General features: G+C 56.4%; 9 protein-coding genes. 3 read left to right on the top strand and 6 right to left on the bottom strand.

Features of this window, described 5'->3' with window-relative positions:
- The first annotated feature begins 126 nt into the window (after window positions 1–126).
- Both ACAW74_RS20595 and ACAW74_RS20590 read left to right on the top strand, forming a co-directional pair.
- Window positions 127–1,023 (top strand): OstA-like protein, encoded by an 897-nt coding sequence (locus tag ACAW74_RS20595; protein WP_370700115.1) that lies wholly within the window; start codon window positions 127–129, stop codon window positions 1,021–1,023.
- A 12-nt stretch (window positions 1,024–1,035) separates the two neighbouring features.
- A complete protein-coding gene (locus ACAW74_RS20590; RefSeq protein ID WP_370700114.1) occupies window positions 1,036–2,436 on the top strand; it encodes a tetratricopeptide repeat protein in 1,401 nt (466 codons plus the stop codon).
- A gap of 12 nt (window positions 2,437–2,448) precedes the next feature.
- Here the strand turns inward: ACAW74_RS20590 and ACAW74_RS20585 are convergent, their stop codons facing one another.
- The 3 genes from ACAW74_RS20585 to ACAW74_RS20575 all read right to left on the bottom strand — a co-directional run bounded on the left by ACAW74_RS20585 (window position 2,449) and on the right by ACAW74_RS20575 (window position 7,680).
- A complete protein-coding gene (locus ACAW74_RS20585; RefSeq protein ID WP_370700113.1) occupies window positions 2,449–2,742 on the bottom strand; it encodes a hypothetical protein in 294 nt (97 codons plus the stop codon).
- 129 nt (window positions 2,743–2,871) lie between these two features.
- Window positions 2,872–5,241 (bottom strand): ABC transporter permease, encoded by a 2,370-nt coding sequence (locus tag ACAW74_RS20580; protein WP_370700112.1) that lies wholly within the window; start codon window positions 5,239–5,241, stop codon window positions 2,872–2,874.
- Window positions 5,242–5,253: 12 nt separating this feature from the next.
- Window positions 5,254–7,680 (bottom strand): ABC transporter permease, encoded by a 2,427-nt coding sequence (locus tag ACAW74_RS20575; protein WP_370700111.1) that lies wholly within the window; start codon window positions 7,678–7,680, stop codon window positions 5,254–5,256.
- Window positions 7,681–7,969: 289 nt separating this feature from the next.
- Between ACAW74_RS20575 and ACAW74_RS20570 the strand changes: the two genes are divergently transcribed.
- Window positions 7,970–9,193, top strand: coding sequence for an ABC transporter permease (locus ACAW74_RS20570; RefSeq protein WP_370700110.1), 1,224 nt, complete (start codon window positions 7,970–7,972; stop codon window positions 9,191–9,193).
- Between the two features lie 13 nt (window positions 9,194–9,206).
- Here ACAW74_RS20570 and ACAW74_RS20565 read toward each other — a convergent pair whose 3' ends face one another.
- The 3 genes from ACAW74_RS20565 to ACAW74_RS20555 form a co-directional block, all read right to left on the bottom strand.
- On the bottom strand, window positions 9,207–11,816 hold the full coding sequence (locus ACAW74_RS20565) for an ABC transporter permease (protein WP_370700109.1): 2,610 nt from the start codon (window positions 11,814–11,816) through the stop codon (window positions 9,207–9,209).
- A gap of 18 nt (window positions 11,817–11,834) precedes the next feature.
- The gene (locus tag ACAW74_RS20560) at window positions 11,835–12,164 is read right to left on the bottom strand and encodes a PadR family transcriptional regulator (protein WP_370700108.1); all 330 of its coding nucleotides are present in this window, start codon (window positions 12,162–12,164) and stop codon (window positions 11,835–11,837) included.
- A gap of 156 nt (window positions 12,165–12,320) precedes the next feature.
- On the bottom strand, window positions 12,321–14,738 hold the full coding sequence (locus ACAW74_RS20555; RefSeq protein WP_370700107.1) for an ABC transporter permease: 2,418 nt from the start codon (window positions 14,736–14,738) through the stop codon (window positions 12,321–12,323).
- Window positions 14,739–14,787 lie beyond the last annotated feature (49 nt).

The following is a 14,787-nucleotide window of genomic DNA, read 5'->3' as shown; positions in this document are numbered from 1 at the left end:
GGCGATGTGGGCTGCGGATTGCTGAGATGACACCAAAAAAAGTGGGCATCTCAGCAATCCGCAGCTGGTATTTCTACGTATCTCCGTTGAGAACGCAACGGTCACGGCCCACGGAACGGCGTAGAAATGATTAAAACTTGCCTGGCAACATGGCTTATAGGCGCGTCGGTTCAGGCGCTGGCTCAGCAGCAACCCCCAACGGCTAAAGTCGGGCGTGATACCATTGCCATTGTGGCCGTTCCCGGCGAAACCGAAGTCACCTCACCCAGTACGGGCATCCGCCGGTATGCCAACAACGTGCGGCTGCACCACCGGGGTACGCAGTTTTTCTGCGACGAAGCCATCCATCAGCTCGCCACCGACCGAATCATCGCCCACGGCCATATCCGGGTTGTTCAGGGCGACTCCATCACCAGTAGCAGTGATTCCCTACGCTACGACGGCGCTACCCAAAAAGCAACTTTTGCGGGCAACGTGATTTTTGAGCACAACAGTGCCGAATTAACCACCGCCCGCCTCGATTACAACCTGATTACGGGCGCTGTTCAGTACAAAGGCGAAAGTCGTTTCTCCGATGGGCCGAACATCCTGACCAGCCTGCAAGGGAAATACGATACACAAACCCGGCACTTGAAAGCAGCGGAGCAGGTGGCACTGGCGACCCCCCACACAACGCTGCGTTACGATACGCTTCAGTATGTGCTGAGCGACAAGCCGGTGCCTGCCATTGATTTTGCCGAGGCAACCCAACTCGACGCCTCAGACATTGTTCGTCAGCGCACGGCCGCCCAGCATCGGGCTGGCACGGCCGACAAACCGGCCCCCAAAGCTGTAGCGGCTCAGGTTCAGCCCCCCACCGATTCGACTAAACTGGCAGGTTCACCAACGAGTCTGCGGGTCAGCAGTGTGGCCAAACGGCCTTCCCGCCCAACGCCGCCCCCACCAACGGCAGCGGCAGTACCCCAAACCAGTGCCGAAAGCGAACTGGAGCGCCTTCTCAACAAGCCCCGGCAGACGCGTTAATTCTGTTTTCTTATGTCTTCGATCAACTACCTGCTCAGCACCCTCATTCTGTTTTCCACCTCGGTCTCGGTCGGAATGGCGCAAAATGCCCGCTCGGTTACCCAGGCGATCCATTACATCAAACTGGCCAACACGTTGCGCGCCGTCAATAAGTCGGAGGAGTCGGTTAGCCTGCTGAAACGTGCCTTACCGGCTGTCAACAAAAACCTGTACTGGAAAGCCGTTGCCAACGAATTGCTGGGCCTCTCCTACAACGACCTGCGGGAATCGGACCCGGCCCTACGCTACCTGACTCGCGCGCGGTCGCAGTACGCGCAGCTTAAATACGTAGCCAGTGCGTGGGGCGTCAACGAAGTGATCCGGGATATTTCGGGCAAGAACCTGTATGCCGGTATCCAGATTGGGGCGTCGGGCATGAAACTGGCCATTTTCAAGACGCAGTACGAAAGCGATTTCTACGAAAAAGACATCCGGACGGTGATCAACCTTCCCGATGTGTCGCTGGTTGCCGACGCGGCCAATTCGTTCGGCAAAGAGCGGCTGGCGCTTCAGGAATGCCTCGACTCGATCCGGCATTACAGCATTCCCAATGAGCGGGTTTTCATCGTGTTCGACAACGACGTTCGGGGAAGTGCCGTCAACCGCAATCGGCTCTATGATCAGTTAATGTCGGCGCTGCCCAACGGTGCTACGATTCGGATCGATACCACCCTCAACGCCGCTCGCGAAGCCGAACTGTTCACGGTCGGCGCGATTCCGCGCAAAGTCTGGCCATCAACCTCAGCCCTCAATATCGGCAGCGATAACATCACAGGCGGCTATTTCGACGACCGGAAAACATTTCATCAGGTGACGGTGCCCGTTGGCGTAAACACACTGGTTAGTCAGATCGACCCGAAGCGTTCGCTGGGTATCGACGCCTACAAACGGGAAGCGCAACGCGTTATCCGTGCGTTGCCCCCCATCAACGTACCAGCGGGTATCATGGAGCGCCCGACGGTGGGCGTGGGTGGGGCGACGGCGCTGGCGCTGGTAACGTACCTGCACCCGGAAAAAGCGCAGACGACCGCCGTACCCATCAGCCCGGCCGATATTGCCCGATTTAAAAAGCTGGTGATGGACGACTACTCGACGCTGGTGAAGCCCGACCTGTCGGTGGTGAGCGACGCCGCCACCCGCGACAAAGCCACCCAGGACATTACCCAGGTACAAAACCAGCTGACGCAAAAGCAACTGATCGCGGGCATTGCGCTGCTGGAGGCCACCATCAACGCCTACAATGGCAACGGCTCGCCCAAGCGCTTCGTTTTTATCCGAAACGCCGACATTGGCTGGGTAACGGGCAAGTTCCTGGAAACGATCAACTACGAATACGAATCGACCATCGCCAAAGGAGCGCTTTATACCCGCTAGTCGGTGATGCGCCTACGCCATCTGTCGCAGGCGGCGTTGTTTGAGAAGGTCTTCCTTACGCACAAATGTGACGGGTACAAACTCGTCGGTTGGGGCGCCGATGTAATAAAGCGACCAGTCCTGATCATAGGTAGCCAGTAGCTGCTGAATGCATTCGACGCGGTCGAAGCTGGGCACGGCGCAGTCGGCCCAGTAGAACAGCTCGACGCGGTAGTGCAACGCCTGTTTCTGCCCATTGATGGTTACCTCAATTTCGATGTCCTGCTTGCCAGGTACGTTGGGGATTGGTATAGCGATGTATGACATAAGATAAGAGAGGGTGTAGTTGAATGTACAATGCGCGATGTATAATGCACAATGGGCTTGCTAACGAATAAGCACCTTGTTCAGATCATAACCGCCACCGTTCATTGTACATCATACATTGTACATTACTTATTCGCTTCGTAAACTCTTAACCGGGTTCATCAGGGCGGCTTTGATACTTTGGAAGCTGACCGTCAGGAAGGCGATGCCTACGGCCAGCAAGCCTGCCACGGCAAAAAGCCACCAGGATAGGTCAATGCGGTAAGCAAAACCGGATAGCCAGTTCGACATAGTCCACCAGGCCAGTGGTGAGGCAATCAGAATAGCTATGAGCACGGGTTTGAGAAAGTCTTTGCTCAGCAACGTCACGATGCCGCTCACACTGGCCCCCAGCACCTTCCGCACGCCAATCTCTTTGGTTCGCTGCTCGGCCATGAACGCCGCCAGCCCAAACAGACCCAGACAGGCAATGAAAATAGCAAGGCCTGCAAACAGCGTAGCCAGACGGCTCACCACTGTTTCGCTGCGGTATTGCTTCGCAAAATCGGCATCGACAAACGAATACGTGAACGGGAACGCCGGGTTCAATCGCCGACAAACGGCCTCCAGACTCGCAATAGCCTGTTGGGTTTGGCCTGGCTGGGTACGTACCATAACCACGCCCGCATCGCCTTTATGCTGAAAACGAACAACTAGCGGCCGAATGGCTTTATGTAACGAGTTAAAATGGTAGTTTTTCAACACGCCGATGATCATACCCGGTTTACCCCAAACCGTTAGTGGTTTACCGATAGGATCTTTGTATCCGATTCGGTCTGCCGCTGCCTGATTAATCAGGTAGTTGGCAGTATCGGCCCTGAAATCAGCCGAATAGTCGCGCCCCTGACTCAGTTGCACACCCATTGCTTTCGTGAAATCGTAGCCTACGGCCGTCATGGTAAACTGAATCGCTGCCGTCGGGTCTTTGCCAGGCCAGTTCACGCCATCGCTTGTGTTGTTGTTGCCTAACGGACCCGATTTTGCGTAGGTAACGGCCTGTATACCGGGTAGTTGAAGCAGTTGATTCTTGAATGTCGAGTAATTGGGGACAAGTGCCCCTTCCAGCGCAAACTGAATCAAGTTTGTGCGGTTGAAGCCCAGGTTCTTTTGCTGAATGTATTGTAACTGCCGGTATATGACGAGTGTCCCCACGATCAGCAGCATCGACAACCCAAACTGAACGATAACCAGCACCCGCCGAACCGCCTGTGCACCGCCCCCTACGCGAAAGCTACCCTTCAGGACCTGCACCGGATTGAGCGACGATAGAAAGAAAGCAGGATAGCTACCCGACAATAAACCCATCGCCAGCAGTATACTTACCAATGCCACCCAGGTTGACGGCTGCCCTAACGGCAAGGCGAGTTGCTTGCTGGTCAGCTGGTTAAAGACAGGCAAGAGCAGATTAACAAGCAAAACAGCAACCACCAGCGCAAGGGCAGTCAACAAGATAGCTTCGCTGATAAACTGCCCGATCAATGCAGCCCGTTCGGCACCGATTGCCTTGCGTACCCCCACTTCCCGAGCTCGCTTCACCGACCGGGCCGTTGCCAGATTCATGAAGTTAACGCCCGCAATGAGCAGCAGAAATAACGCGACGACAATAAACAGCCGGACGTAATCGATGCGGCCGCCGTCGCGATGCCCGTCTGTAAAATGGGAGTACAGATAGGCTTCCGTCTCGGGTTGCAAAAACAGATCGATACCGAAATAGGGACCGATGTCTTTGTTGCGGCCCTTCAGAAACGTTCTGAGCTTGTGCCCTACTTTTTCGGGGTCGGCGTCGGCCCGGAGTTGCACCCGGGTGCCGGGGCCTGCGTTTTCCCACACGTTGAGCCAGGGCTCGCGCGCCAGATAAGCCTGCCAGTTGATCAAATACTCGTAGGGCTCGGTTGTGCCCGGCGCCAGGTTCTCGAAAACAGCCGTCACCTGATAGGTCTGCCAGTTGTCGATGCGCAACGTTTTGCCGATCGCCTGCTGTGGTGTATCAAAATAAAGAACAGCCAGTTTTTGAGAAATAGCGATGCTGTTAGGGCCCGTAAGCGCCGACTCGGTCGAACCCGCCAGCAATGGAAGGCTATACATACGGAACCAGTCTGCCCCGGCAAAATGCCCCTCTTGTCGGGTCGTCTTTTTCCCACCCTGCAAAACGTGCTCTTCGGGGCTGGAAAAACCAGCGGCGTAACGGACTTCGGGCAGGACTCGCTTCAGTTCATCGGCCAGAATACCGGGCGTGTCTTCATCCGTTACAATTCGCCCATCGGCTATTTCATGTTCCATTACTCGGTAAAGCTGCCGAGCATTGGGGTATTGAGTACCTACACTGCGTTCGTCTTGTACCCACAGTAAAATGAGGATGCTGCTAGCCAGACCCAACGCCAACCCGATGACGTTGATCGCTGAGAACATCTTGTTCCGAATCAGATTGCGCCAGGCAATTTTGACGTAGCTGCTCCACATAGTCGTCAGTGTTTATTCACTTCGTAGACTCTTAACCGGGTTCATCAAGGCGGCTTTGATACTCTGGAATGACACCGTCAGGAAGGCGATGCCCACGGCCAACAGGCCTGCCAGTGCGAAAATCCACCAGCTGATTGGCGTGCGGTAGGCGAAATCAGCCAGCCAGCTCGACATGGCCCACCAGGCCAGCGGCGAAGCCAATGCGACAGCCACCAAGACCAGTTTGAGAAAATCCTGATTCAGCATTGACACGATACTGAATACACTGGCGCCCAACACCTTACGTACCCCAATTTCTTTGGTTCGCTGCTCGATACGGAGCACGGCGATGGCAAACAAGCCCATGCACGACAAGAAGATGGCGATCCCGGCGGCGGTGGTAAAGAGGTGGCTCAGGCGGGCTTCGCGGCGGTACCAGCGGTCGGTGTTTTCGTCGAGAAACGAACCCAGAAATTCCTGTTTGGGTGCAATGGCTTTCCAGGCCGCTTTCACCGTCTCCATCGACCCCGGCAGGTTTTTGGGGGCCACGCGTACCAGCAGGTAGCGAACGGGCGCGCTGCGGGAATCCATGTGCAGCACAATGGGTTGCGCTTTCTGGTGCAGCGAATACAGGTTGAAATCGGCAATGACGCCCACTACCTGAAACTTGCCTTTCGACGAATCAGGCAAAATGAACTTGCCCACGGGGTTCTTCTCCCCCATCTGCTTGGCCATGCTCTGCGAAACCAGCACCGCATGGCTCGAATCACTCCCATAGGTAGGGTCGAAGTCGCGCCCCTGCAGGAGTTTGATCCCGAGTGTTTTGAGGTAATCCGTATCGACCCGCACCCAGTCGCAACCGACCTCCCGCTTGCCATACAGAAAACCATACATGTGCCGCGACGACGAGCCATCCAGCCCATTGCCAATGTTGACGCCGGTGCCACTCACTGCCAGCACATTGGGTTGATTGGCCAGCCGGTCGCGCAGCAGGCGCAGGCTCGTGGTTCCGTCCAGATCACTGCCAACCGGAATGCTGATTACCTGTTCGGTAGTGTAGCCCATCGGCATTTCACGCAGGAACGTCAGCTGCTGATTCATCACCATCGTGCAGACGATAAGCAGGCTGGCGATCACGAACTGAACCACAATCAGCCCGTTGCGCAACAGACCGGGCCGACCCGTTTGCAGCTTCCCTTTCAGCACCGACACGGCGTTGAACCGCGCAATAATCCACGACGGGTAGCCCCCGGCCAGCAGCGTGATGAACAGAAACGCCACTCCGATGCCCAGCCAGGTACGTGGTTGCGACAGATCGGCCGTGGTCAGGTTAGCCCGAAACAAGGTATTGAACTGCGGCCGGGCGATGTAAGCCAACCCGATGCCCAGCAGGACAGCGACGCCGCAAAGCAGCCCCGTTTCGCCCCAGATCTGAGCAAAGAGCTGCCCGCGTCCGGCTCCCAGCGATTTCCGAACGCCCACTTCGCGCGCCCGGGTAAAAGCCTGCGCCACCGTCAGGTTCACGAAGTTGATACCAGCGATAAAGACCATAAACACGGCTATCAGGAGCAGCGTGTAGATGTATGTTTTATTGACGCCCTGCCCGCCCACGGTTTCGGTGTCGAAGTGTACGTCGCGCATCGGCAGCAGCAGCAGACTTTGTTGTTGACCCCGCTCGTTTTTGGCGTAGCCCTGCTCGTTGCGCTCCTTCAGGTTCTGGGCCATATACTTCTGAATCAGCGATTCCAACCGCTTCTCAACCCCCGCCTGCGTGGCCGATGGGGCCAGTTTCACGTAGACCTCATGATCGCCGTGGTTCCAGTTGGTGCGTTCCTGCGGATAGACAGCGGCATTTTCAATGCGCATCAGCGCGTCGTAGTCGACGGATGAGTTGTCTGGAAAGTCAGCAATGACGCCCGTCACGATGGCATTGGTGAACGTACCGTTGAGGTTGACCAGCAATGATTTACCCATCGGGTTGGCCGCCCCAAATACGTTCTTCGCCATGTTCTCGCTGATAACGATGTTGCTCTTATCAGCCAGCGCGGTTCTGGCGTCGCCTTTTTTGAGCGCAAACGAGAACATCTTCAGGAAGTCGGCGTCGCAGAAGCGGACCATTTTATTGAGGGCTTTGTCGCCGTAGCGCACTCCGCCCGAGCCTGTCATCCAGGTCGTGGCCGCTTCGATCTCGGGGAATTCGGCTCGCAGTGCCGGAATCAGTGGGTAAGGCATCGACGCGCTATGGTTCAGCTTGCCTTCCCGGTCAGTCGACGAAAAATAGAGCTTGAAGAGGCGCTCGTGGTCGGCATGGAACCGGTCGAACGACAGCTCGAAAGCGGAGGTCAGCCCCAGCAACAACGCCGACCCGAAAGCCACGGCGAGGCCCAGGCCATTGATGAGCGTATGGACCCGGTGTTTCCAGAGGGTTCGAAGGGCGATAGTCAGGTAGTTACGAAACATAGTGGATCAACGTGATAGAGTTGATAAAACCAATGTAGGGCGTTAGCCAACCGGTTGGGCAGCAAGGCGTTGGCTTGGATAAATGCCCAACCAAATCTCATACCCTTTTCACAAAGTATTGATAAACAAGAACATACATAGCTGATTGTGTCCGTAAACGGACGAATTCGACCATGCACGGACAGTCTATTTTCCCGACGTATCCAACCGCCCATCCGATAACTATTGCACGGCCTACACGAGCTGTCTACTTTGGTTTACCAGCCACGCTACTGGTTAGCGCCGTCTAATGAAAAAGATCGTCTTCTCGTTTGCAACCGCCCTGCAAAATATCCGCACCCGCTTTTTCCACACCATTCTCTCCATTTTGGGGATTGTGATCGGCGTAGCGGCATTGGTGGCCATTCTGTCCCTGATCGACGGCATGGAACAGTATGCGCAGGAACAGATCACCAAAACCACCGACCTGAAGGCCGTGCTGATCCAGCCCAATCTGTACAAATCGGTCAACGACATACAGGTGCGCAAAGATGACTACGCCTACTTCACGCCCGCCCGGTTCGACAGTATGCGGGTATCGCTGCGCGTATCGGCGGGGGCTTACCTCTATAGTCGAGAAAACGGCGAAGTGACGCTGAAAACCGATGGACGAAAGGTGGGCACCCTCATCAGCGCCATACTATTACCGCTACACCCCGACCTCACCCTACTCCATGGCCGAGCCTTTACCCAGGCTGAACTGACTGGCCGACAGTCGGTTGCGTTTATCAACCAACGGCTGGCCAAACAAATCGTGGGGAAGCGTCCCGAACAAACGGCCATTGGCCAGCAACTCACCTACCAGCACCTGACGCTGACGATCGTTGGTATTTCGGCGGATAAAGACGCGAAGGCCGGACAGTTGCTGATGCCCCTGACCCTACTATCCGACAGCGCCCTGCGCGCCAACCCACCCATGGGCGTCGTCGAAGCGGGACGCGTAGAGGACGTACCTGCGCTGAAAACACAGCTCGAAATCTGGCTGAAGGCGAATATGCCCCACCAGCTGGCCGATTTTTCGATCATCACCAACGAATTGCGCGTCAGTCAGGCGGCGCAGGGGTTTATGCTGTTTCGCCTCGTGATGGGGCTGATCGTGGGCATTTCCGTACTGGTGGGTGGCATCGGCGTCATGAACGTGCTGCTGATCTCGGTAACCGAGCGCACCGTCGAAATTGGCGTTCGGAAAGCGCTTGGAGCCAAAAAGCGGGACATTCTCTGGCAATTTCTGTCGGAGTCGATCACCATTTCTACGTTCGGCAGCATGCTGGGTTTGGTATTGGGTATCCTGAGCACGCTGGCGTTCGTTCCCATCATTTCAGCCATGACCAAAGTACCGTTTCAGGCCGCTTACACCTGGAATACCCTGCTGATTATCGTGGGCGTCAGCATGGTCATCGGCATCCTGTTTGGTACGTACCCAGCCATGCGCGCCGCCCGCCTCGACCCCGTGGAAGCGATCCGGCGCGAATAGCTAGGTACGTTGTTTATTCGCTGCGTAACGACTGCACCGGGTTCATCAGCGCCGCTTTGATACTCTGAAAACTCACCGTCAGCAGGGCGATACCCAGCGCCAACAGGCCCGCCAGCGCGAAGACCCACCAGCCCAGCTCAATTTTGTAGGCGAACGTACCCAGCCAGGCCGATACGGCCCACCAGGCCAGCGGCGTCGCCAGCACCAGCGCGATCAGCACCAGCCGCACGAAATCGACCGAGAGCAACCGCACGATGGCCACTACACTGGCGCCCAGCACCTTGCGCACACCGATTTCCTTCGTGCGTTGCTCGGCGGTGAACGTAGCCAGTCCAAACAAACCCAGGCAGGAGATCAGGATCGCCAATACGCCGAAGTAGTTGATGAGCGTGCTCACCTGCTGTTCCCGATCGTACAGTTTTTCGTAGGCCTCGTCGAGAAAATGGTACGCAAACGGGTAATTTGGATTGAACCGGCTGGTCAGCCGTTCGAGGTCGGCCAGTGCCTGCTTAGCCTGCCCGGCGCGGGGTTTCACCAGTAAGTATTGCACATTCGGTGGCATGAACGTCACCACCAGTGGCCCAATTGGCTGATGTAGCGAGCCGAGGTGAAAATCCTTCATCAGTCCGATGATGGGTCCTTTGCCGAACCAGAACGTGATTTGCTTGCCAACGGGTTTATCCATGCCCATCAGCTTCGCGGCGGCTTCATTGACCAGATAACAGGCCGTATCGGCGATGGCGTTGGGCCGAAAATCGCGCCCGTCGAGTAATTGAATACCCGCCGTTTTGATAAAATCATTACCCACCGACATAGCCGACACCTCTACCCGCTGCGTCGCCGGCTGCCCTGCCCAGTGCAGATCGGTGGTGCTGCTCTGAATGTCAAGCGGCAGTTGCGCGGTGGTCGTGGCCGACGCTACCGACGGACGCTGAAGCAATTCCTGCCGAAACGCTTCGGTTTTTTCATAGTCATTAAAGGTGCCTTCCAGCCGCATATAGACCACGTCGGTGCGGTCGAGGCCCAAGTGTTTGGTGCGCAGGTACGTCATCTGCCGCCCCACCGCCAGCATGCCGATGATGAGGAAAATGGACAGCGAAAACTGCACCACCACCAGCAACCGCCGAAACTGAGCGGGCCCCCGAAATACCGACCCGAACTGAAAACCGGCGCCGCGTAGAATCCGGATGGGCCGCAGCCCCGACAAAAATAGGGCTGGGTAACTCCCCGCCAACACGCCCGTAAGTAGCACCAGCCCACCGATACCCAGCCAGTATAGCGGGTTAGTCAGGTCGAGCGCGAGGTGCTTGTCGAAGACGGCGTTGAAGGTGGGCAGCGTCAGCCAGACGAGCAGCAGCGCCAGCACCACAGCCAGCAAGCTCATCAGCATCGACTCGCTCAGGTATTGGCCAATGAGCGCAAACCGCCCCGCCCCCACGACCTTCCGCACGCCTACTTCCTTGGCCCGCAACGCCGACCGGGCCGTGCTCAGGTTCATGAAGTTGATGCAGGCAATCAGCAGGATAAACAGGGCCACTACGGCGAAAATGCGCACGTACTCGATTTGCCCGCCCACGGCCACGCCATTCTCGTAATTGCTCCAGAGGTGCATGTCGGTGAGGGGTTGCAGAATAATCTGCTCCTTGTTGTCGAAGGTCGTGTAGCGCCGGAAGAGGCCTTTCATGGCGGCTTCGGCCTGTTGAGCGGTGGCAGTAGGCTTCAGCCGCAGGTACGTCTGCACCGAATTGAAGCCCCATTCGGTTTGCCAGACCTGTTCCTGCGCGTTGAAATTGGCCAGCCAGTCGAACCGGAGCGTTGAGTTGTGGGGCAGGTCGTTCAGCACCGCGCCCACCACAAACACCTTGTTGTTGTCGAGCTGAATCGTTTGCCCAAGGGCTTTTCCGGCGGAAAAGTACTTCCGGGCCAGCGTCTGACTGATGATGATCTGGTTGGGGTTGGCCAGCGCCGTTTTGGGGTTGCCTTCCACGGCTGGTAGCGCAAACACATCGAAGAAACCCGCCGAGGCGTATTGGCCTGTTTCTTTCGCCACGTTGTTACCCACCCGCACCAGCCGCTCCGACGGCCACGTCAGTTTGGTCGTCACGGCCACTTGGGGTACGTCGCGGGCAATGGCCTCGCTCAGGGGGCCAGGCGTGGCCGTGGCGGTTTGGGTGTCGCCGCCCCGCATACTGAAATTGACCCGGACGTAGTGGATCTGCTCGTGGTTGGGCACAAAGCGATCGTAGCTTACTTCGTCATACACCCACAGGCCGATGAGCAGGCTACACGCCATACCCAGCGCCAGCCCGACGATGTTGATAGCCGAATAGGTAACATTTTTGGTGAGGTTGCGCCACGCCACCAGCAGGTAGTTGCGGATCATATCGGGGTGAACGAGAAAAAAGGGTTGATGGTCAGGTACGTGTTTCGACTGAGCAAATGGCCGAAGCAGGCGCAACGCACTCAAGGCATAGCGCCAGTTGGCCCGGCGAGTCCCCTGGGTACGTACCCAGTGCGGATAGAGTTCGAGCAAATCGCCTTCGACCTCTTCGCGGGTGTCGGGGTGGCCCCACCAACGCAGCAGCGTAGTGGCCCAGCGGGGCGGGTTGGCGTGCGGTGTCATCAGCAGCGAGCGGGTTTGTCAGGCGATTTGGAATTGGGGTGGCAGGGCTTCCCAAAGCTGGGTACGTACCTGCTTCACGTCAATCAGCGCTTTTCGCCCGGCGGCGGTAACGGAAAAAAACCGTTTGCGACGCCCACCCCGTTCGGCGGTAGCGCCACCCATCTGGGAGGTGAGAAACCCCTTCTCTTCCAGCCGTTGCAGCGTAGTATGCACGGTGCTGAAGCCAACGCTACGGCCCGTTTGCTCCTCAATTTCCTGCGTAACGGTCACGCCGTAGGCGGCTTCGCCCAAGATGGCAACCGTTAGCAGCACGACTTCTTCAAACTCGCCTAAAAACGCTCGTTTCATAGCCTGTCTATTTATTCCGATAATGTCGATCAAATCAGATGCCAGTTAACGCAAAAGGCCCAGACATTGCTGTCTGGGCCTTTTTGATGGGAATTCGCACACTACGTATTGTCCAGAAACGGACAGCGGTTGGGGCAAGCCGGACAGAGGTCGCGCCTACTCGCTGCGGAGCGATTTGACCGGGTTGACCAGTGCGGCCCGGATGCTTTGAAACGAGACGGTCAGTAACGTAATGGCTACTGTACCCAGCACAGCCCCCGCGAAAATCCACCACGACAGGTCAGTGCGGTACTTGTAATCATTCAGCCATTCGCGGAGGTAATAGTACGCGATGGGTACGGCAATTAGGCTGGCGGCACAAACCAGCAGAATAAAATCTTTTGAGAGAAGCACCCACAGATCAAGTAAACTGGCCCCCAGCACCTTACGCACACCAATTTCTTTGGTACGCTGCTCAGCCGTGAATGAAGACAACCCAAGTAACCCCAGGCAGGAAATAAAAATGGCCAGCACCGCAAAACCACCTGCCAGTGTTCCGATTCGCTCTTCCGACGCAAACTTTTTGCCGAATTCCTGATCAGCAAACTGATAGACAAACGGAGCCGATGGGACGTATTTTTTGAACGTAGCTTCGATAATAGCCATCGACTCGCGAGCGCTCCGGTTAGGACTCAGTTTGAGCACGATCCAGTTGGCGTTCTCGTAATCCATGAAGTACATCGCCTGCTTCACCGGCTCGTAAGGTGATTCGGCCAGCACGTCTTTGACAACCCCCACAACCGTGAAATCTTTCACCTGTGGATCGAATCGACCTCCCCGCCGGATAACCGTGCCGATCGGATGTTTTAGCCCCATGAACTTAACGGCGGCTTCGTTGATGATGACAGCCGAAGAATCGGTGGTGAACGTGCGCGAGAAATCACGGCCTTCCCTGAACTGCCACCCTACCGTTTTGCCGAAATCATGCGTCACGAAGATATTCGAGAAATCAGGGTCAATGGATGGGTCTTTGCCGGGCCAGCTAAAGTCACTGCTGTTTGACCACACCCCCGTAAGCGGGCTGGACGATTCGGCCATGTTCTGAATGACGCCCGCGTTGGTCAGCTCGGTTTTTAGCAGGTCGTATTTGCCGTAGAAGGCAGGCGACAGCATTTCCATCATGACCAGGCCGTTGCTGTCGTAGCCAAGCGGCCGGTTCTTGGTGTGCTGAATCTGCCGGTACACAATGACGGTGCCGATAATCAGCGTCAGGGAAACCGTAAACTGGAGTACAACCAGTACTTTGCGAGGAACCGCCACCAGCCCGCCCACGCGAAACTGGAGCCCCTGCCCCTTCAGCACTTTGATGGGCTGGAAAGACGAGAGATAGAAAGCAGGATAACTACCCGCCAGCAACCCAGTGATGCCGATGAAGCCCAGACTAACCAGCCAGAATAAGGCTTCGGTCCAGGGAAAAGTAAGGCGTTTGTCTGCTACCGTATTGAACCAGGGCAGCAGGGCCAGAATCAGCAAAACGGCCCCGATGAATGCCAGCCCGACGACCAGAAACGACTCGCTGAAAAATTGGCTCACCAGCTGGCCGCGTACCGACCCGACGGCCTTGCGAATACCCACTTCTTTGGCGCGTTTTTCAGACCGAGCCGTGCTGAGGTTCATGAAATTGATACAGGCGAGCAGCAGCACGAAAATGCCTACCAGCCCAAACAGTCGGACGTACTGAACGTAACCGCCGACCTGTACACCTTCTGCCCAGTTCGAGTACAGCCGCCAGTCGGTCATCGGGTGTAAGAACAGCGTCGGGTTATATTTTCGATCTTCAGCGGGTATTCTGTTCAGCTTGGCGTTTTTGATGCGTGTACTCACCGTCCGCATATCGACGTTGTCGGCGATCTGAACAAAAAGCTGAAACGAGTTATTGCCCCACTCCTGATTGTCCAGCGTCCGTTTTACCCACGGGCTTATGGACACGAACAGGCTCCAGGGGGCAATGAACGTGAGGTTCCGAAACTCCGTGCTGAACGGCAGGTCCTCATATACGCCCGTCACCTTCACATTGGCCCGCCCCTCGATGTTGATGAGTTTACCCATCGGGTTGGCGTCGCCAAAAAGTGCCCGCGCTGTCGACGCCGAGAGCAAAATAGAATTCATTTCTGCTAGTCCCTGCCGACTCCCTTTCAGCATATGTAGCGACAGGATTTCGGGCATATCGGCACCCATATAGTTGCCCGACCGCAGGAGCTTTTTATCACCAACCGACAGAACCCGGTCACCCTCCCAGGTAGCTATAGCTACGTGTTTGAAATGGCTGCCGTAGTTGGTCTTCAACTCCGCATCGAGCGGGGCTGGAATAGACGCCTGCGTACCGATGTGGCCGTTAAATAATTGGTGCTGCATGACCCGGGCAATGCGGTCGTAGTTGGCAAACGATTGGTTGAACGACAGTTCGTCCCAAACCCACAGGCCAATCAGCATGGCGACGGCCATACCTACGGCCAGCCCGCCGATGTTAATGGCCGAGTATCCTTTGTTGCGGGTCAGATTCCGCCAGGCAATTTTGAGGTAATTTGAGAGCATGATGTCGATATTTTGTTCTTTTCCGTTCGTTGAGCGGACGGTTCGAACC

Origin of the sequence: Fibrella musci, assembly GCF_041321105.1 — a bacterium.
Taxonomy (GTDB): domain Bacteria; phylum Bacteroidota; class Bacteroidia; order Cytophagales; family Spirosomataceae; genus Fibrella; species Fibrella musci.
The sequence above is the reverse complement of the archived record's forward strand: the minus strand, read 5'-3'. Positions and strand labels throughout refer to the sequence as shown.